The sequence below is a fragment of the Streptomyces sp. NPDC004542 genome, assembly GCF_040610035.1.
Classification (GTDB): domain Bacteria; phylum Actinomycetota; class Actinomycetes; order Streptomycetales; family Streptomycetaceae; genus Streptomyces.
Window position 1 is genome coordinate 18,224 of the sequence record NZ_JBEXLP010000013.1, and the last position, 18,556, is coordinate 36,779.

Consider the following 18,556-nt stretch of genomic DNA (forward strand, 5'->3'; position numbering starts at 1 on the left):
GAACGGGCCGCCTCCGGTGACGGGCCGCGTCGCTGTCGCGGGTGCGGTGAGTGATGCTCAGGCCGCCGCGTGCTCCTCCTCCCCGGCGATGCCGGCCATGGCCTGTTCCTCCCCGCTCCTGCCGCGCAGGGCGACCAGGCTGAGGAGGCAGCAGGCGAGGGCGGCGATGCCGCAGACGACGTAGCCGATGGTGTATCCGTTGCCCAGGGCTTCCAGGGCGAGGGGGGCGGCACCTCCGGGAGGGGAGGCCGGCGGGACCGAGTTGACGGCGAGTGGGCCGCCTTCGGCCGCGACCTGGCCGGCCGCCGCCTTGACCTGGGCGCCGAGACCGGAGGCGGCCAGCTTCCGGTTGAACTCGTCGGCGGCGTGGCTGAGCGCGACCGCCCCGATGACGGCGGGGCCGAGCGTGAAGCCGAAGTCGCGCAGCAGGCTCGTGGACGCGCTGGCCATCCCCGCGTAGTGCACCTCCACCGTGTTGACGGCGGTGGCGGTGATGGAGGAGACGGTGAGCGCGAAACCGATGCCGACCAGGCCGAGGGGGAGGATGAGGGAGGTCAGGGCACGGTCGTCGACGGACAGGGTGGCGGCGACGAAGTCTCCCGCGGCCATCAGCGCCAGGCCGGAGCCGAGCACCCAGCGTGCGCTCACCCGCTCCAGCAGCCGTGAGACCAGCGGCATCAGCAGCAGGGCCGCGGAGTTGAGCAGGACGAAGGCGAAGGAGCCGCGCAACGGGCTCTGGTGCTGGATGGGACCGAGCCGGATGCTGGTGGCGTAGGCGGTGCCCAGGAAGGCGAACATGCCGACCACGGCCACGAACGACGCCACCGCGAAGGCCCGGTTGGTGAACAGGTCCAGGCGCAGCAGCGGGGAGACGGCGCGTCGTTCGGCGACGAGGAACAGCCCGATGAAGACGGCGGCCACGACGTACGCGATCACCACCGGTGTCGCGGTCCAGCCGTCCGCCGGGCCCTGGATCACCGCGTACAGCAGGGCGAACAGGCCGACGCCGATGGTGATCTGCCCGGCGAGGTCGAGGGAACGCCCCTCGGGGGCGCTGGAGTTCTGCGCCGTCAGCTGGCTGAGCAGTGTGCTGACCAGCGCCAGTCCGGCGACGACGACGAAGGCCCAGCGCCAGGAACCGTAGGTGCCGGTGATGCCACCGAGTACGGGTGCGACGAATCCGCCGCTGGACAGGGCGGCGGCCCACATGGTGATCGCCCTGGCCCGGTCACGGGTCGTGTGCGTTCCCGCGGCGATCACGGCGAGCGAGGTCGGGAACAGGGCCGCGGCCCCCAGGCCCGCGATGATCTGTCCGACCCAGAGCAGGTGGATGCCGTTGCTCGCGGCGGCCACGACCTCACCCACGACGAGCAGGGCGCCACCGCCGACCAGCAGCCGCTTGCGTCCGAAGAGGTCACCGAGGACGCCGAAGGTCAGCTCCAGGACGGTGACGGGCAACAGGAACGCGTCCGAGATCCACGTCAGTTGTGAGCCGACGGGGTGCAGGTCCTCCTGGAAGAGGCCGTTGAGGGTGGCCGGCATCGCGAGGGCGATCTGGGCCAGGCAGACGGCGAAACAGCCGGCGACGAGGGTGCCGACGGGCAGCCCCCCGGAGGGTCCGCGGACGGTGGCGTCGGAGTTCGTGGTCGTTGCAGTGGGCACGTGGGCTCCCCTTTGGGCGGCGGTGCGGGGTGAGCGGCGGATGTGCGGGTGAATGTAGGGCAGTTTTTCGACCACGGTCAATAGAATGCCCAATGTCGATCGACGCGCGAGCGGTGCGCGGGCACACGGGCACGCCGACGCGGGCCCGTGCCTGAACTCGGCTGCGGGCCCGGCTGTCGTGTGCGGGGACCTACTCCTGCGCCGCGCCCGGGGTGATCATGTCCAGGGTGTCGGCCGCCTGCCGCCGGGCCGGCTCCTCGTAGCGCCGCGCCAACGTCCGGAACACGTGCTCGGCCCGTCCGGCGGGCCAGTCCTCGGGCAGATGCTCGGCGGGCAGATGCGGGTCCTGGCGCACCTGCCCCAGCCAGTCGGTGTGCAACAGCAACTGCCGTACCAGCGCGTCTGGTTCGCCGCCATCGTCCGGGGCCTCGGCGTCCGCGCCCCAGCGGGCGAGGAACTCCTCGTAGCCCTTGGCGATGGCCTCGACGTCGAACGCGCTCCTGAGCACGGTCCGTGCCTCGGTCGGCGCCCCGGCCACTGCCCCCCGGAACACCCGCAGATACGGATCGAGGCCGAGCCCCGCCACCACCTCGGGCACGTCCACCGTGCCGGGCGCCACCCAGAGGCCGTTCTGCAGCGGGCCGAACCCGTTCCACACCAGCCTGGACCGCAGGTCGTGCCGCTCGCTGCGCCAGGCCTCCGGCAGCGAGAAGCCCACCAGGGTCCAGGTGCCGTCCCAGGTCCGGTTGACCGCCCCGGTGTGCCAGATCCGGTCGTGCCCCTCCTGCAGAACGTCCACGGCGCGTGGCGTCAGGCCGAAGTACGTCTTGCGGCCCCGCCGGTGCCGCTCCAGCAGACCGCGCTTGACCATCCGGGTGAGCGTGGACCGTACGGCCTCTTCGGTGATCCCGGCCTGTGCGAACACGTCGATCAGGCTGCTGGACGACAGGGCGGTGTCCCGGCCGAGGACGTGGATGCCGAAGAAACTCAGCATCAGTGACTGCGGCCTGGGAACGCTGCCTGCCTGATCGAAGCTGGTCACGGGCCAAGCCTAGAGGCGACGCGCCGGGGCGGCGGCGGGGGGCCCGGCGGGCGGGGTCAGGGGTCCGGGGTGCCGGGCGGGAGCCAGGCGGTGAGGGCCGCGATGTCGTCGTCGAGGCGGTTGTGGCTGTAGGCGAGCAGGTCGTGGTGGAGGCGGTCCAGGAGCTCCCGGGGCGGCATGGGTCCCCAGGAGCGCAGGCGCTTCAGGAGGGGGTAGAAGGCGCCGGCCGGGTCGCGGGTCTCCGTGATGCCGTCCGTGTAGAGCAGGAGCTGGTCGCCGGGGCGGACGGGGTAGGTGTCGACGTGGTAAGGCGCGCCCACGAGCATGCCGAGGTTCAGCGGCGGAGCCGACCGGCCACGGTCGAGTTCGAGCACCTCGTCGGCGCGGATGAGCACGGGGGGCGGATGGCCGCAGTTGACGACGCGGACGTGGCGGCCGTCGGCGGGGAGCTCGGCGAAGACGGCGGTGACGAACCGTTCGCTCGCCTCGCTCCCGTTGACCTGCGTCGCCCTGCGGGACATGCTCGTCTCCAGGCGGGCGGCCAGGGCGGGCAGATCGGGCTCGTCGTGGGCCGCCTCGCGGAACGCGCCCAGCAGCGCGGCCGCGGTCTCGACCGCGAGCAGGCCCTTGCCGCGGACGTCCCCGATGAGCAGCCGGACACCGTACGCGGTGGGCACGGCCTCGTAGAGGTCCCCGCCGATCCGTGCCTCCGCGGCGGCAGACAGGTAGAAGCCCTCCAGCCGGAGGCCGCCGATCCGGTGCGGAACGGGTCTGAGCAGGACACGCTGGGCGATGTCGGCGACGAAGCGCACGTCGGCGAGCGTGCGCTCGCGGTGGATGCGATGAGCGGCCAGGACGGTGCCGAGGGCGCCCACCAGGGCGGTGCACAGGTAGGCGGCCACGTAATGGCGGTCCCACAGGTAGCCCACGGAGCGGCCCGCACAGCAGGGGGTGCCGGCCAGCACGCCTTCGAAGAGGACGGCGAACACCGTGGTGCAGCCGACGACGACGGGCCCGTGGGCGAAGGCGGCCACCAGAGGCAGCGCGATGAGCAGGAAGCTCACCGGCCAGTCCACGGGCGTCACGGGTTCGAGGACCAGCAGGCCCGCCACGTACAGCACCGGAAGCCGGCGCAGCCATGCCGGGGGAGCGGGCAGCCGGGTCCGGGCGGTGCTGCCCGCCGGGGAGTCGCGCCGCTCCGCGCGCGAAGCGTGCCCGTGCCTCACCCGGCGCTCCCGGACGCGTCCGCCCTCCGGGCGGCGGGCGGACGACATGCCTGACGGCTCGGCTCATGCGGCCTGCGCACACGGGACTCCTGGCACACGGTCTCCACAAGAGGTCCAGCCTGCCGTCCCGCGTCCCGGCACACCGGTGATTGCTCCACTCAGCGGCATGTTCGGCGGCCCGCCCCCTGCGTCTGCCGAGCAGGCCCACCGGTGCCGCCCGCTGCTCCTCGGCGGCGTCCGTCACCGGCATCCGAAGCCCGCCCGGTGCCGGGGCAGGCGGCTGCCGACGCGTCGCTGACCTGCTGTGACTTCTCCCACCTGCTCTTGCCCCGGCCCTGGGGGCCTTCCTAGGTTCGGTGATATGTCCTCTCCAGGCCCCGACAGCTCCGCACTGTCCGCACCGGTCGAATTCGCCGTCGACCTGAGCTCGCACGAAATGCTCCGGCGAACCCATGTCATGTCCGCTCTCGGCCCCGGCTGGGACCCGGCCGCGGCGCTGCGCGGCGAGGAGGAGGCGAACGAGCTGCTGTACTCCGGCCTCAGCGAGGAGCAGCAGCGCCTGTACGACGAACTGGTCGCGGCCGGTGTGCTCCCCAGGCGAGGGGGCGGCGATGCTGCCGCTTGACCCGCAGGCCGACATCGGCCGCCGGGCCTGGGTGGACTGCCCGAACTGCGCTGACCACCGCGGGTGCGCCACCTGCGAGCAGGGGCGTACGTGCTCCGAGCACTGGCGCTACCTGCTGTCCCACACCGGCAGCCTCCTGCACCTGCAGTGCCCCTCGTGCACGCACATCTGGTCGCACGAGACCCACTTCGGCGCCACCCGCTCCCAGGGGTAGCCCGCCGCCGGATCCGGCTCTGCCATCCTGGCACCGTGCAGCAGCCGACGCCCGTCACCCCCGACGCCCCGAGCGCCATACCCGCCCCGCTCCTCACCCAGCAGTGGCTGGACCTGTGCTTCGTCCACTGGGCCGTAGCACCGGACGCGGTGGCGGAGCTCCTGCCCGGGGGGACCGTTCCCGACACGTACGACGGGGTCACCTACGTCGGGCTCGTCGCCTTCCGCATGCACCGGGTGGGGTGGCTGCGGCTGCCCGGCGTGCCGTACCTGGGGTCGTTCCCCGAAACGAACGTCCGCCTGTACTCCGTCGACGCGCACGGCCGGCGCGGTGTCGTCTTCCGGTCCATGGACGCCGCCCGGCTGATCCCCGTGGTGACGGGACGGATCGGCTTCCGGCTGCCCTACCTCTGGTCGCGGATGAGGGTCCGAGCCACCGAGGACACCGTCACCTACACCAGCTCCCGGCGCTGGCCCGGTCCGCGGGGAGCGTACAGCCGTATCACCGTACGCAGGGGCGAACGCATCGAGCGTCCGACGGAGCTGGAGCACTTCCTCACCGCCCGCTGGGGCATGCACAACTCGTTCTTCGGCAATGCCTCCTATCTGCCCAATCACCATCCGCGCTGGCCCCTGCACCGCGCCGAGCTGCTCGTCTGCGAGGAGAATCTGCTCGCGGCCGCCGGACTGCCGGCACCTGCCGGCGCGCCGGTCAGCGTGCTGTACTCGCCGGGCGTACCGGTCCGCCTCGGGGGCCCGCTCCGCCCGGCGGGCATCCCCACCCCCTGAACGGTCCGACCTGGGTGACGGGCCGTGACGCCGGCGGCCACGCCGCCCGCCAGGACGTCGTCGAGCGTCAGTCGGGCGGCGGCGGGTCCTGCCGCTGTCCCCGGGGCGCGTCCGGGGGCGTCACGGTGGTTCCCGGCGCTCCCGCGCGCAGGCCGTCCATGACGAGGTCCAGCAGCCGGGTGGCACGTGACCGCCAGCCGTCCTGGGAGTCGATCTGCCACAGGCCCGCGATGGCGAGGAGAAAGTCGTCCCCGGTCACTCCCGGGCGGATGGTGCCGGCCTGCTCGCAGGCGCGCAGCAGGAGTTCGGCCGCGGAGGTCACCGGGGTCGGGGCCGGCTTGCCGGGACTTCCCGGCGCGCTGGTCGCCTGGCGTATCGCGTCGGCCAGGCCGGCCTTGGTCATGGCGAACTCGGCGAGCCGGTCCATCCACGCGCGCAGGGCCCGGTCGGGTGTCCGGTCCCGGAGCAACCCGGCCGCGCTGTCGGCGACCTGCCGCATCTCGTGGCGGTAGATCTCGAGGACGAGGGCCTCGCGGTTGGGGAAGTTGCGGTAGAACGTGCCCTGCCCGACGCCCGCCTTCCTGGCGATCGCACTCAGCGGGGCGTGCGCGTTCCGTGTCAGCTCGGCCAGCGCGACTTCCAGGATGCGCTCGCGGTTGCGTTGCGCGTCCGAGCGCAGAGGTGCGTCCCTCTTCTGCTGCACCCGTCCTCCTCGAGGTTCGCGGCCGAACCCGGTCCTTGCTAACCGGACAGCTGTCCGTTAGGTTTCCTGCAGTAACGGACACCTGTCCGGTCCGGTCCACCATAGCCGTGGACGTGCCCTTTGCCGAAGCGTCGTCGCCTGGTGCGACGCCGCCCCTCCGACACCCGGCCGGTCCGGCTGCCGGATTCGTCCTTCCTGTTCCGGAAAAGCGAAAGAAGCTGCTCATGGCCTCATCGACGTCCAGTGCCATCACCCTGAACGTCAACGGCGAGAAATACACGTTATCCGTCGACCACCGCACCACCCTGCTCGACGCACTCCGCGAGCGGCTCGACCTGACCGGCACCAAGAAGGGCTGCGACCAGGGGCAGTGCGGCGCCTGCACCGTCCTGCTGGACGGCCGCCGGTCCGTGGCCTGCCTGCAGCTGGCCGTGGCGGCCGAGGGACGCGAGATCACCACCATCGAGGGCGTCGCCGAGGGCGACCGGCTGCACCCGGTGCAGCAGGCCTTCCTCGACCTGGACGGCTTCCAGTGCGGGTACTGCACGCCCGGGCAGATCTGCTCCGCGATCGCGGTGCTCGAGGAGCACGCGGCCGGCTGGCCGAGCGCCGCCACCGGCGACCTGCGGCCCGAGTCCGGGCCGCCACCGCTGTCCGCCGAGGAGATCCGGGAGCGGATGAGCGGCAACCTGTGCCGCTGCGGCGCGTACGTGTCGATCGTCGAGGCGGTCGCCCGGGCGGCGGCGCAGAAGGCCGCGGGGAAGACGGAGGCCGTGGCGTGAAGGAGTTCGGCTACCACAGGGCCTCGGACGTGGCCGGCGCGGTCGCCGTGCTCGGGACCGATCCCGACGCGCGCTTCCTGGCCGGGGGCACCAACCTCGTCGACCTGATGAAGGCCGGCGTCGAACGTCCCGCCCGCCTCGTCGACGTGCGGAACCTCCCGCTGGACCGCATCGAGCCGACGTGGGACGGCGGCCTGCGCATCGGTGCGACCGTCACCAACAGCGACCTGGCCTCCCACCCCGAAGTGCGCGGCCGCTACCCGGCGTTGGCGCAGGCGGTGCTGGCCGGTGCGTCCGGGCAGCTGCGCAACATGGCCACGGTCGGCGGGAACCTGCTGCAGCGCACCCGCTGCGGCTACTTCACCGACGTGACCAGGCCGTGCAACAAGCGTGTGCCCGGCAGCGGTTGCCCCGCCGTCGAGGGTGAGCACCACAACCACGCGATCCTGGGCGCCACCGACCACTGCGTGGCCCTGCACCCCTCGGACATGGCCGTCGCCCTGACCGCCTTCGACGCGGTCGTCCACTATGAGACCGCCGACGGCCCGGGCGAGTCCCCGATCGGCGCCTTCTACCTTCCGGTGGGCGACACCCCGCACCGGGAGACCGCCCTGCCGCCGGGCGCGCTGATCACCGCCGTCACCCTGCCGCCCGCCCCGGTCGCCGCCCGCTCGCGCTACCGCAAGGTGCGCGAACGCGCCTCGTACGCGTTCGCCATCGGCGCGGTCGCCGCCGCTCTCGACGTGCGCGACGGCGTCGTCCAGGACGTGCGCCTCGCCCTCGGCGCGGTCGCCTCCCGGCCCTGGCGTGCCCGCGCCGCGGAGACGGTACTGGCCGGCGCGCCGGCCGACGCCGAGACCTTCGCGGCGGCGGCGGCCGCCGAACTGGCGGCCGCACGGCCCCTGCCGCACAACGGGCACAAGGTGCCCCTGATGCACCACCTCGTGGTGGCCACGCTCACCGAACTCGCCGAGGAGGCCGTCCGATGACCACCGCCACGACCAGGAGCAGGACCGCCGGTTCCGCCGCCGGTACCCCGCACACCCGGGTGGAGGGCCGCGACAAGGTCACCGGGGTGGCACGCTACGCCGCTGACCTCCCCTTCGACGGCCTCGCCCACGGCTGGCTGGTGCTGTCCACCATCGCCCGAGGGCGCATCCGAGCCATCGACACCGCTCCCGTGCTCGCCATGCCGGGCGTGGTCGCCGTCCTGGACCACCGCAACGCCCCACGGCTCACGACCGACTACGTCGGCCTGCTGGGCAAGCCGGATCCGACCTGCGCCGTCTTCCAGCACGACCGGGTGCCGTACCTGGGCTGGCCGGTGGCGCTCGTCGTCGCCGAAACGCCCGAGCAGGCCAGGGAGGCGGCCGAAGCGCTCGTCGTGCACTACGAACAGCAGCCCCACGACGTCGACTTCACAGCCGAACACCCGGACGCCCGCGCCGTGGACGGACACATGCCGGCGGTGACGGCCAAGGGGGACCTCGAGGCCCGGCTCGCCGCGTCCGCCGTCGTCGTGGACGTCGAGTACACCACCCCCGAAGAGCACCACAACCCGATGGAACCGCACGCGGCGACCGCCCGCTGGGACGGCGACCGCCTCGAGGTGGTCGACTCCAACCAGGGCGCCACCTGGGTCGTGGGCGAGCTGGCCAACCTGTTCTCGCTGGACCCCGCCTCGGTCCGGGTACGCTCCGAGCACGTCGGCGGCGGCTTCGGCAGCAAGGGCGTCCGCGTCCCCCAGGTGGCCGCCGTGATGGCCGCCAAGGTGCTGCGGCGGCCGGTGCGGGTCGTCCTGACCCGCCGGCAGATGTTCTCACTCGCGGGTTACCGCAGCCCCACCGTCCAGCGGATCCGGCTCGGCGCCGACGCCGACGGACGGCTGCGCGCACTGGAGCACCGGTCCCAGAGCCTCACCTCCACCGTGCACGACTTCGTCGAGCCGAGCGCCGGGGTGGCCCGGGTGATGTACGACGCCGACGCCCATCACACGGCCAACCGCGTCGTACCGCTCGACATGCCCACGCCGACCTGGATGCGCGCGCCCGGCGAGGCGCCGGGGTCGTTCGCCCTGGAGGCGGCGCTCGACGAACTCGCCGAGAAGTGCGGCATCGACCCGATCGAGCTGCGCCTGCGCAACGAACCCGAGAGGGGACCGGTCTCCGGCCTCCCTTTCGCCGGCCGCAATCTGCGCGCCTGCCTCCTCGAGGGCGCCCGCAGGTTCGGCTGGGCGGACCGGGACCCCCGTCCCGGTCTGCGCCGCGACGGCCGCTGGCTCCTTGGCACCGGCACGGCCGCGGCGTCCTTCCCGGCCGGGGCGGCACCCTCCACGGCGACCGTGACCGCCCTGGCCGACGGCACCTTCACCGTGCGGATCGCCGCGGCCGACATCGGCACCGGCGCCCGTACCGCGCTCACCCTGGTCGCCGCCGACGCACTGGGGGTGCCGACGGACCGGGTCCGGGTGCGCATCGGGGACAGCGCCTTCGGGCCCGCGATGATCGCCGGAGGTTCCATGGGCACCCGTTCCTGGGCCTGGGCCGTCACGGCGGCGGCCGGCGAACTGCGCGAGCGGCTCGCCCTGGCCGGCGACATCCCGCCGGAGGGCATCACGGTGCGGTCCGACACCACCGCCGCCGTCGCGGCCCTCGCACAGAAGGAACGCCACTCCTTCGGAGCGCAGTTCGCCGAGGTGGCCGTCGACACCGCCACCGGCGAGGTGCGCGTCCGGCGCATGCTCGGCATCTTCGCGGCGGGCCGGATCGTCAACCCGCTCACCGCGCGCGGCCAGTTCCTCGGCGGCATGGTCTGGGGCATCTCCATGGCCCTGCACGAGGAGGCGGTCCGCGACCGGGCCTCGGGCGGCCATGTGGGACCCGACCTGGCCGGCTATCACGTGGCCACGAACGCCGACGTACCGCTCATCGAGGCGGACTGGGTGCCGGACCCCGACCCGGACGACCCGGTCGGCATCAAGGGCATCGGGGAGATCGGCATCGTGGGCGCCGCCGCGGCCGTCGCCAACGCGGTCTGGCACGCGACCGGGGTGCGGCACCGCAGTCTGCCCATCCGTCCCAGCCGTGTGCTGACGGCCGCCGGGGGAGCGGTGGATGCTTGACATCGCCGAGGAGCTGAACCGGTGGGCCGCCGAGGGCCGCGAGTTCGCCGTCGCCACCGTGGTGGCCGTCGGCGGCAGCGCGCCTCGCGGCCCCGGCGCCGCGCTCGCCGTGGACGGCGCGGGCACCGTCGTCGGCTCCGTGTCCGGCGGCTGCGTGGAAGGCGCGGTGTACGACCTGTGCCTCGAGTCCCTGCGCACCGGGGAGAGCGTCACCGAACGGTTCGGCTACAGCGACGAGGACGCCTTCGCCGTGGGGCTGACCTGCGGCGGGACCATCGACGTCCTGGTCACGCCGGTCGGGGCGGGCTCGCCCGCCCCGGCGGCGCTCGGGCCGGCGCTGGCAGCCGCCGTACGCGGCGAGCCGACCGCCCTCGCGCGGGTCGCCCGCGGCCCGCGCGAGCTTCTGGGCAGGGCCCTGCTGGTACGGCCCGACGGCACGCACGAGGGCGGTCTCGGCGGCCACGACAACCTGGACCGGACGGCGCGGGCGGCGGCGCAGGCCATGCTGGAGACCGGGCGCACCGGCACGGTCGAGCTCGCGGCGGACGGTTCGTACTGTCCCGGCGGGCTCACGCTGCTCGTCGAATCGAAGGTGCCGCCGCCCCGGATGATCGTCTTCGGGGCCATCGACTTCGCCGCGGCTCTGGTGCGCGCGGGGAAGTTCCTCGGCTACCACGTGACCGTCTGCGACGCCCGGCCCGTCTTCGCCACGCGGGCCCGCTTCCCCGAGGCCGACGAGATCGTCACCGACTGGCCGCACCGCTACCTGGGGCGGACCACGACCGACGGCCGTACGGTGCTGTGCGTGCTCACCCACGACGCGAAGTTCGACGTGCCCCTGCTGAAGGCGGCGCTGGGGATGCCGGTCGCGTTCGTCGGCGCGATGGGCTCGCGCCGCACCCACGAGGAACGCAACCGCCGCCTGCGCGAGGTCGGCGTGAGCGAGCGGCAGCTGGCCCGGCTGCGGTCCCCGATCGGCCTGGACCTCGGCGCCCGCACACCGGAGGAGACCGCCCTGTCCATCGTGGCGGAGATCGTCGCGGCCCGGCGGGGAGGAACGGGGGTCCCGCTGACCGGATCCGGGGCGCCGATCCACCGTGACCGGGAAAGCGGGGCGCCGTACACACCGTTCGCGCACGCCTGAGCACGAAGAGTGCGCCGACCCGGCGTGCCGTCGAAACGGTGTTCCATTCATGGCGGACGGCGGGTTAAGGTCGCGCTCTGAGAGATCTTGTACGGAGGTGTCCGGTATGGAGAACAGCCAGCCCGCGCGCCGGGGGCGGCCGCCGGGCACCCGGTCCGCCGAGGGCGAGCTCACCCGCCGTCAGCAGGACATCGTCCGTTTCATCGCCGACACCGTCCAGCGGCAGGGGTATCCGCCGTCGATGCGCGAGATCGGCGAGGCCGTCCGTCTCGCCAGCACGTCCTCCGTCGCGCACCAGCTGATGACGCTGGAGCGCAAGGGGGTGCTGTACCGCGACCCGCACCGCCCGCGTGCCTACCGGGTCCAGGCCCCCTCGGCCCCGGAGGTGAACGCTCCGGCCGAGCCGCCCGTGGAGGTGCCGCTGGTCGGCAGGATCGCCGCCGGCGCGCCGCTGCTCGCCGAGGAGATGGTCGAGGACGTCTACACGCTGCCGCGCCAGCTGGTCGGCGAAGGCGAGTTCTTCGCGCTGAGGGTGTCCGGTGACAGCATGATCGACGCGGCGATCTGTGACGGGGACATCGTCACCGTGCGCCGCCAGGACAGCGCCGACCACGGCGACATCGTCGCCGCGCTCCTCGAGGACGAGGCCACGGTCAAGGTGCTGCGCCGCCAGGAGGGGCGGGTCTGGCTCATGCCCCGCAACCCCGCCTACCAGCCGATCGCCGGTGACCAGGCGCAGATCCTCGGCAAGGTCGTGAGCGTGATGCGCGCGCTGTGAGCGGGGTGTGGCGGCCGGCTCACCGGCCGGGCCCGTCGTCCGGCTGGATGTCGGCGAACTCCCACCAGGCGAGCGGCAGCCAGTCCCCGTCGACGAAACCGTCGACCGAGCCTCCGGTGCCCCGTATGGCCACTCGGGTTCCCACCGGGTAGGTGGTGCCGGACAGGCCGGCGACGGCTACGAGCAGTTTTCCGAGACGTCGCGACAAAGTGATCCATCCTTCCGGACCGGCGCAGAGACCGGACTCTCCGTCCTCTGGGTGCAAATCGTCTCATCATGCACCAGGCTGGGATATGAGCCACAGCACAGAAGACCGATTGATTTCGCGGGCCTGTTGCTGAAGGGGCAGTGGGCTCCCGGCATCGTCTTCCTCACTGTGACCGCACCGCCTTACGTCCAGTGGAGGTGCTTGAGGATGAGGGCTGTCGTGTACAAGGGACCGTTCGAGGTGGCGGTCGAGCAAGTCGAGGATCCCCGGATCCAGCACCCGAACGACGCGATCGTACGGGTCACGTCGACCGCGATCTGCGGTTCGGACCTGCACATGTATGAGGGCCGCACCGCCGCGGAGCCGGGGATCGTCTTCGGTCATGAGAACCTCGGGGTCGTCGAGGAGACCGGCGAGGGGGTCACCGCGCTCAACCGCGGCGACCGGGTGGTCATGCCCTTCAACGTGGCCTGCGGTTTCTGCAAGAACTGCACGGCCGGGTTCACGGGGTTCTGCCTGACGGTGAACCCGGGTTTCGCCGGCGGTGCCTACGGCTACGTCGCCATGGGCCCCTACGTCGGAGGCCAGGCCGAGTTCGTACGGGTGCCGTACGCCGATTTCAACTGCCTGAAGCTCCCCGAGGGCAGTGAGAAGGAGACCGACTTCGTTCTTCTCGCCGATATCTTCCCCACCGGCTACCACGGCAACGAGCTGGCCGACGTCCGCCCGGGCGACAGCGTCGCGGTGTACGGCGGTGGCCCGGTCGGACTCATGGCCGCCTACTCCGCGATGCTGCGCGGCGCGAGCAAGGTGTTCGTGGTCGACCGGGTGGCGGAGCGGCTGCAGAAGGCCGAGGAGATCGGCGCCGTACCGATCAACTTCACCGAGGGCAATCCGGCACAGCAGATCAAGGAGCAGATGCAGGGCCAGGGCACGGACAAGGGCATCGACGCCGTCGGCTACCAGGCCCAGGCCACGGAGCAGGGCGCGGACCACGAGGAACCCGCGACCGTACTGAACTCGCTCGTCGAGACGGTCCGGCCGACGGGTGCGCTCGGCGTGCCCGGCCTGTACGTCCCGCGTGACCCCGGCGGACCCGACGAGCAGGCCAAGCAGGGCATGCTGATGGTGTCCATCGGGCGCTTCTTCGAGAAGGGGCTGCGCATGGGCACCGGACAGTGCAACGTCAAGCGCTACAACCGCCAGCTGCGCGACATGATCATCGAGGACCGCGCGCGTCCGAGCTTCGTCGTGTCGCACGAGCTGCCGCTCGACCAGGCCCCGACGGCGTACGACAAGTTCGACAAGCGGGTCGAGGGGTACACCAAGGTCGTCCTGCACCCGCAGGCGTAGAAACCACCGTCCCTGGGGTACCGGTGCCGGCGTGGCAGGTGCCCCGGGGTACCGCGGGTCTCAGGCCGGCGGGTTTCAGGCCAGCGACAGGAACAGCTTCTCCATGCGGGCGCGCATCTGCTCGGCGTCCTCGCCGTTCTTGCGGCCGGACTCGATGTCGGCCATGCACTGCTGCAGGCCGGTCGCGATGATCGCGAAGCCGGCCCGGTCGAGGGCGCGGGACGCGGCCGCCAGTTGTGTGATCACGTCCTCGCAGTCGCGGCCCTCCTCGATCATCCGGATCACGCCCGCGATCTGACCCTGCGCACGGCGCAGCCGGTTCAGCACGGACTTGAGTTCGGCTCCGGCGAGATCCAGCTCCACGACCACTCCTCGAAGTATACCCCTGGGGGTACTGTACGTCCCGTTTCGCGCCGGCGTCGACCATCCGGGACCAGTGCACCGGAGGATCACTCCCGCCGTGCCCCCGGCGAGCGGTGCCGGAGGCGCCACGGCCGGTGAGCGCACGCGCCGCCGATTCGGCCGGTTCGGCCGTGGTGCCGGCCCCGCGGCCCGAGGACCATACATCGTGGACCGCGTCGGCCAACGTACGCCGAGTCGGCGGCGCGTGCGGTGCCGGCGCCCAGGGCCGGTGCGCCGGTCATGGCCAGGGGAGCGGCGGCGGCCGTGCGCAGGACGAGCCGACGGCTGGGGAGGGAGCGGGGCATGGCGTACTCCATTGGTCGGTATGCCGAACGTGGTTCGGCGGAGCGATCAGAAAGTAGGGGGTGGCCATGTTCGCGTCCATCGCGCCGCCCATGGTGTGTGATCCCTGTGGGCCCGGGCGGCGCCACGGTGGGCGTTGACATCCGTCAACCGCCGAACCTACGGTTGCCGGAACGTTCCGGCACGCCAGAAGTGGAGCACCTCATGGGGAACCGGTCCGCCGACCGGCGGTCTGCCGACTGGCTGGTACCGGCCATGCCCCACCTCGACGAGGAGGAGCTGTCGGCCGTCCTCGCCGAGCGGTACGCGGTGACGGGGACCCTGAGCGACCTCGGCAGCCAGCAGGACCGCAACTACCGGGTGCGTACGAGGACCGGGGACTACGTCCTGAAGATCGCGAACCCCGCCGAGGACCGGGAGGCACTGCGCGCCCAGTGCGACGCGCTGCGTCACCTGGCGGCCACCGCTCCGGAACTGCCGCTGCCCCGGGTCCATCCGGGGCTCGACGGCGACATCGTGCAGACCGTCGCCGTGGGAGGAACGGAACTCGCCTGCCGCCTGCTGGACTACGTGCCGGGCGAGCCGATCATGGACAGCCGCTACCTGGCGCCGTCCGTCGTCGCCCGGCTGGGTGAGCTCGCCGGACGCATCGCGGCGGGACTGGACGGCTTCCGGGGCGTGGAGCGGGAGCGGCCCCGGCCATGGGATCTGCGCGACGCGGCGACCGTGCTCGAGACGCTGGCTCCGCGCCTGCCCGACCAGGACCGTGCCCAGCGGGTCCTGCGTACCGCCCGGGCCGCCGCCGCCCGGGTCGAGCCGTACGCGGACCGCCTGCGGGTGCAGACGATCCACGGTGACGTCACCGACAACAACGTCGTCTGCGAGACCACGCCCGAAGGCCGTCGCAGGCCGGCCGGAGTGATCGACTTCGGGGATCTCGGGCCCGGCTGGACGGTGGCCGAACTGGCGGTCGCCTGCACCTCCGTCCTGCACCACCACGGGTCGGGGCCGGCCTCGGTCCTGCCCGCCGTCCGTGCCTTCCACGCCGTGCGGCCCCTCACCGACGACGAGGCCGACGCCCTGTGGCCGCTGATCGTCCTGCGGGCCTCCGTCCTGGTGGTGAGCGGACGGTACGACCACCTGCAGGACCCCGGCAACGGCTACGTCTCGGACGCGCTGGACCGCGAGTGGGCGATGTTCGAGGCGGCGGTGTCGGTACCCGTCGAGGTGATGACGGCGCGGATACGGGACGCGCTCGGCCGCCCGGCGACGATGCCCCTACCCGCCGCGCGGCACCGGCTGCTGCCCGCGCTCCCCGAGGAGGTGCCCGTACTCGACCTCGGTGTGCTCAGCGACGAACTGCACACCGGACGCTGGCTGGACCCCGGCGCCGAGACCGCGCTCGCCGCCGGCCGGGACGCCGTCCGCACCCGGCACGGCGAGTTCCGGCTGACGCGGAGCACACCCGACACCACTCGGGCCGCCGCGACCTGCGCCCTCGCCGTCGACCTCCACCTCACCGGCCCCCTGGAGATCCGGGCGCCCTGGGCGGGCACGATCGTCCGGCACGGCGAGGCCGGGGTGACCCTGCGCGCGGACGGGCTCGACCTGCTGCTCGACGGCGTCCGCGCCGACGCCGGCCCGGGCCCGGTCCCCGCCGGACACCCGCTCGGCACGGTGGCCGCTCACGACGGCCGTCACGTGCTCACCGTCCAGTTGTCGCGGCTGGCCCCCGACGCCGGGGTCCGGCCGCCCCGGTTCGCGACGCCCGGCCTCGCCGCCGGATGGCTGGCGGTGTGCCCCGACCCGGCCCCGCTGCTGGGCGTGCCGGCCCCGGCCGCCCCCGGGCCGGACGACGAGGGGGAGGCCGGGCTGCTCCGGCGACGCGACCGCTCCTTCGCCACCGTCCAGGAGCACTACTACGAGACCCCGCCCCGGATCGAACGCGGCTGGCGGCACCACCTCGTGGACCTGCACGGCCGCGCCTACCTCGACATGCTCAACAACGTCACCGTCCTCGGCCACGGACACCCCGCCCTGAGCGACGCCGTGCACCGGCAGTGGCAGCGGCTGAACACCAACTCCCGCTTCCACTACGCCTCGGTGGTGGAGCTGTCCGAACGGCTCACCGCCCTGCTCCCCGACGAGCTCGACACCGTGTTCCTCGTCAACAGCGGCTCCGAGGCCGTGGACCTCGCCCTCCGGCTGGCCTGGGCGACGACCGAACGGCAGGACGTGGTCGCGGTCGAAGAGGCCTACCACGGCTGGACGTACGCCTCCGACGCCGTCTCCACCTCGATCGCCGACAACCCGGGCGCCCTCACCTCGCGCCCGCCGTGGGTGCACACGGTCGCCGCCCCCAACTCCTACCGGGGCCGCCACCGCGCGGAGCAGGCCCGGCGGTACGGACCCGAAGCGGCCGCGCGGATCCGCGAACTGGCCGACGAGGGACACCCGCCGGCCGCCTTCATCTGCGAGCCCTACTACGGGAACGCGGGCGGCCTGCCCCTGCCGGACGACTACCTGCGCACGGTGTACGAGGCCGTACGCGCCGCCGGCGGACTGTGCATCGCCGACGAGGTGCAGGTCGGCTACGGCAGGCTCGGCTCGCACTTCTGGGGGTTCGAGCAGCAGGGCGTGGTGCCCGACGTCGTCACCGTGGCCAAGGCGATGGGCAACGGGCATCCGCTCGGCGCGGTGATCACCCGCCGTGAGATCGCCGACGCCTACCGCACGCAGGGCTACTTCTTCTCCTCCGCGGGAGGCAGCCCGGTCAGTTCGGTGGTCGGCCTGACCGTGCTCGACGTGCTGCGCGACGAGGATCTCCAGGCCAATGCCCGCGAGGTCGGCGGGTACCTGAAGGCCCGGCTCGAGGCACTGGCCGAGCGGCATCCGCTGATCGGCGCGGTGCACGGCTCCGGGCTCTACCTGGGCGTCGAGTTCGTACGGGACCGGGAGAGCCTGGAACCCGCCACCGAGGAGACGGCCGCGATCTGCGACCGGCTGCGGGAACTGGGCGTGATCGTCCAGCCCACCTCGGACCGCCAGTGCGTACTGAAGATCAAGCCGCCGATGTGCCTGACCCGGCGCAGCGCGGACGTGTTCGTCGAGGCGCTGGACGACGTGCTGACCCACGGCTGGTGATCCGCGACCAGGCCCTAGCATCATGCGCATGCCCTACCGCCCCGGTACCCCGCCGCCCACCATCGCGGACGTGGCGCGCGCGGCCGCCGTCTCCAAGACGACGGCCTCGGACGCGCTGCGCGGCCACGGCCGGGTGGCGGAACCCACCCGGGCGGCGGTCCGGGAGGCGGCCCGGCAACTGGGCTACGCGCCCAACCGCAGCGCCCGCACCTTGCGCACCTCGGTCACGGACGCCCTCGCGCTGTACTTCCCCGAGTTCCTGACCAGCGCCGAGTACTACATGTCGTTCGTCTTCGGCGTGGTGGAGCAGGCCGCCCGAGCCGGTCTGAACGTCACCCTGCTGTCCGCCGGGAACCTGCCGACGGGCGGCGCGGTGCCCCAGGTCGACGGGCTGGTGCTGTGCGACCCGGCGCCCGAGGACCCGGTCGTACGGCGGCTGATGGACTCCGGGCTGCCGGTCGTCACCGCCGAGCGGTACGTCGGGGACGAGGAGCCGGCCGGAGTCGTCTGGACCGACCACGAGGCGTCGATGACGGAACTGCTGGACCACCTCTACGACAGCGGGGCCCGCCGTCCGGCACTCATCGCTCCCGGCGCCACCTCCGACTGGTCCCTCACCCTCCAGCGGGCCCACGCCCGCTGGTGCGCCGCCGGCGGTCTGCCGGCGATCGTGCGCAGAGCGCCCTACGAAGCCGGCCGGGACCAGATCCGGCACGTCGTACGGGACCTGCTCGCCGGGGAACCCGGGATCGACGCCCTCGTCTGCGCCCCCGACGGCGCCGCCGAGGCCTGCCTGCCCGAACTCCGGGCGGCAGGCCGCACGGTCGGCGCGGACCTGCTGCTCGCGTCGTGCGTGGACGGCTCGGCGATGCGCACGGCGGAACCGCCGATCACGGCGATCGACCTCCGGCCACGGGAGATGGGGACCGAGAGCGCCCGTCTGCTGTGCGAACTCCTGTCGGGCGGAGCCCCCCGGGGAACGGTGCGCGCCCTGCCCGTCGTACTGAACGTCCGCGCGTCGACCCGGCGGACCGGCCCACCGGCCACCCCCTGAGCACCGC

Annotated in this window: 17 protein-coding genes; 11 read left to right on the forward strand and 6 right to left on the reverse strand. The window is 73.0% G+C overall.

Annotated elements, in window-relative coordinates; genetic code table 11:
• Window positions 1-57: 57 nt before the first annotated feature.
• The 3 genes from ABZX30_RS10480 to ABZX30_RS10490 all read right to left on the reverse strand — a co-directional run bounded on the left by ABZX30_RS10480 (window position 58) and on the right by ABZX30_RS10490 (window position 3,930).
• On the reverse strand, window positions 58-1,662 hold the full coding sequence (locus ABZX30_RS10480) for an MFS transporter (RefSeq protein WP_355931355.1): 1,605 nt from the start codon (window positions 1,660-1,662) through the stop codon (window positions 58-60).
• 190 nt (window positions 1,663-1,852) lie between these two features.
• Entirely contained in the window at window positions 1,853-2,704 is an 852-nt protein-coding gene (locus ABZX30_RS10485; RefSeq protein ID WP_355931358.1) for a PaaX family transcriptional regulator C-terminal domain-containing protein, read from the reverse strand.
• A gap of 56 nt (window positions 2,705-2,760) precedes the next feature.
• Window positions 2,761-3,930: a PP2C family protein-serine/threonine phosphatase gene (locus ABZX30_RS10490; RefSeq protein ID WP_355931359.1), complete on the reverse strand. Its 1,170-nt coding sequence runs from the start codon at window positions 3,928-3,930 to the stop codon at window positions 2,761-2,763.
• Window positions 3,931-4,291: 361 nt separating this feature from the next.
• Between ABZX30_RS10490 and ABZX30_RS10495 the strand changes: the two genes are divergently transcribed.
• From ABZX30_RS10495 to ABZX30_RS10505, 3 genes are read left to right on the forward strand one after another with little or no spacing between them, the layout of a single operon-like run.
• Window positions 4,292-4,555, forward strand: a complete 264-nt coding sequence (locus ABZX30_RS10495; RefSeq protein ID WP_355931361.1) for a DUF6400 family protein — start codon at window positions 4,292-4,294, stop codon at window positions 4,553-4,555.
• Window positions 4,542-4,769, forward strand: coding sequence for a hypothetical protein (locus ABZX30_RS10500; RefSeq protein ID WP_355931363.1), 228 nt, complete (start codon window positions 4,542-4,544; stop codon window positions 4,767-4,769). The genes ABZX30_RS10495 and ABZX30_RS10500 overlap by 14 nt, the downstream gene beginning before the upstream one ends.
• A gap of 35 nt (window positions 4,770-4,804) precedes the next feature.
• Window positions 4,805-5,557, forward strand: coding sequence for a DUF2071 domain-containing protein (locus tag ABZX30_RS10505; protein WP_355931365.1), 753 nt, complete (start codon window positions 4,805-4,807; stop codon window positions 5,555-5,557).
• 67 nt (window positions 5,558-5,624) lie between these two features.
• On the opposite strand, the gene ABZX30_RS10510 is transcribed toward ABZX30_RS10505, so the two are convergent.
• Complete coding sequence (locus ABZX30_RS10510) at window positions 5,625-6,260, reverse strand: TetR/AcrR family transcriptional regulator (protein ID WP_355931366.1); 636 nt, start codon at window positions 6,258-6,260, stop codon at window positions 5,625-5,627.
• A 224-nt stretch (window positions 6,261-6,484) separates the two neighbouring features.
• Here ABZX30_RS10510 and ABZX30_RS10515 point away from each other — a divergent pair, with 224 nt between their 5' ends.
• The 5 genes from ABZX30_RS10515 (at window position 6,485) to lexA (ending at window position 12,085) form a co-directional block, all read left to right on the forward strand.
• Window positions 6,485-7,042, forward strand: a complete 558-nt coding sequence (locus ABZX30_RS10515) for a 2Fe-2S iron-sulfur cluster-binding protein (RefSeq protein ID WP_355931367.1) — start codon at window positions 6,485-6,487, stop codon at window positions 7,040-7,042.
• Window positions 7,039-8,031, forward strand: a complete 993-nt coding sequence (locus ABZX30_RS10520; RefSeq protein WP_355931369.1) for a xanthine dehydrogenase family protein subunit M — start codon at window positions 7,039-7,041, stop codon at window positions 8,029-8,031. Before ABZX30_RS10515 ends, ABZX30_RS10520 begins: the two co-directional genes overlap by 4 nt.
• Window positions 8,028-10,163, forward strand: coding sequence for a xanthine dehydrogenase family protein molybdopterin-binding subunit (locus ABZX30_RS10525; RefSeq protein WP_355931371.1), 2,136 nt, complete (start codon window positions 8,028-8,030; stop codon window positions 10,161-10,163). The genes ABZX30_RS10520 and ABZX30_RS10525 overlap by 4 nt, the downstream gene beginning before the upstream one ends.
• Entirely contained in the window at window positions 10,156-11,307 is a 1,152-nt protein-coding gene (locus ABZX30_RS10530; protein ID WP_355931373.1) for an XdhC/CoxI family protein, read from the forward strand. Before ABZX30_RS10525 ends, ABZX30_RS10530 begins: the two co-directional genes overlap by 8 nt.
• Before the next feature lie 106 nt (window positions 11,308-11,413).
• Window positions 11,414-12,085: a transcriptional repressor LexA gene (gene lexA, locus ABZX30_RS10535; RefSeq protein WP_355931376.1), complete on the forward strand. Its 672-nt coding sequence runs from the start codon at window positions 11,414-11,416 to the stop codon at window positions 12,083-12,085.
• Window positions 12,086-12,104: 19 nt separating this feature from the next.
• Here lexA and ABZX30_RS10540 read toward each other — a convergent pair whose 3' ends face one another.
• Window positions 12,105-12,293 (reverse strand): hypothetical protein, encoded by a 189-nt coding sequence (locus tag ABZX30_RS10540; RefSeq protein ID WP_355931378.1) that lies wholly within the window; start codon window positions 12,291-12,293, stop codon window positions 12,105-12,107.
• Window positions 12,294-12,500: 207 nt separating this feature from the next.
• Between ABZX30_RS10540 and ABZX30_RS10545 the strand changes: the two genes are divergently transcribed.
• Window positions 12,501-13,646, forward strand: coding sequence for a glutathione-independent formaldehyde dehydrogenase (locus ABZX30_RS10545; RefSeq protein WP_355931380.1), 1,146 nt, complete (start codon window positions 12,501-12,503; stop codon window positions 13,644-13,646).
• Between the two features lie 75 nt (window positions 13,647-13,721).
• Here the strand turns inward: ABZX30_RS10545 and ABZX30_RS10550 are convergent, their stop codons facing one another.
• Window positions 13,722-14,009, reverse strand: a complete 288-nt coding sequence (locus ABZX30_RS10550) for a metal-sensitive transcriptional regulator (RefSeq protein WP_355931383.1) — start codon at window positions 14,007-14,009, stop codon at window positions 13,722-13,724.
• 546 nt (window positions 14,010-14,555) lie between these two features.
• On the opposite strand from ABZX30_RS10550, the gene ABZX30_RS10555 reads away from it, so the two are divergent.
• Window positions 14,556-17,495, forward strand: coding sequence for an aminotransferase (locus tag ABZX30_RS10555; protein ID WP_355931386.1), 2,940 nt, complete (start codon window positions 14,556-14,558; stop codon window positions 17,493-17,495).
• Between the two features lie 28 nt (window positions 17,496-17,523).
• The gene (locus tag ABZX30_RS10560) at window positions 17,524-18,549 is read left to right on the forward strand and encodes a LacI family DNA-binding transcriptional regulator (protein WP_355931389.1); all 1,026 of its coding nucleotides are present in this window, start codon (window positions 17,524-17,526) and stop codon (window positions 18,547-18,549) included.
• Window positions 18,550-18,556: the final 7 nt, after the last annotated feature.

What these genes read in the sequence shown, in the direction of transcription:
- ABZX30_RS10495 (WP_355931361.1), top strand. Translation starts at nt 4,292, where the DNA reads ATGTCCTCTCCAGGCCCCGACAGCTCCGCACTGTCCGCACCGGTCGAA.
- ABZX30_RS10500 (WP_355931363.1), top strand. Translation starts at nt 4,542, where the DNA reads ATGCTGCCGCTTGACCCGCAGGCCGACATCGGCCGCCGGGCCTGGGTG.
- ABZX30_RS10515 (WP_355931367.1), top strand. Translation starts at nt 6,485, where the DNA reads ATGGCCTCATCGACGTCCAGTGCCATCACCCTGAACGTCAACGGCGAG.
- ABZX30_RS10525 (WP_355931371.1), top strand. Translation starts at nt 8,028, where the DNA reads ATGACCACCGCCACGACCAGGAGCAGGACCGCCGGTTCCGCCGCCGGT.
- ABZX30_RS10530 (WP_355931373.1), top strand. Translation starts at nt 10,156, where the DNA reads ATGCTTGACATCGCCGAGGAGCTGAACCGGTGGGCCGCCGAGGGCCGC.
- lexA (WP_355931376.1), top strand. Translation starts at nt 11,414, where the DNA reads ATGGAGAACAGCCAGCCCGCGCGCCGGGGGCGGCCGCCGGGCACCCGG.
- ABZX30_RS10545 (WP_355931380.1), top strand. Translation starts at nt 12,501, where the DNA reads ATGAGGGCTGTCGTGTACAAGGGACCGTTCGAGGTGGCGGTCGAGCAA.
- ABZX30_RS10555 (WP_355931386.1), top strand. Translation starts at nt 14,556, where the DNA reads ATGGGGAACCGGTCCGCCGACCGGCGGTCTGCCGACTGGCTGGTACCG.
- ABZX30_RS10560 (WP_355931389.1), top strand. Translation starts at nt 17,524, where the DNA reads ATGCCCTACCGCCCCGGTACCCCGCCGCCCACCATCGCGGACGTGGCG.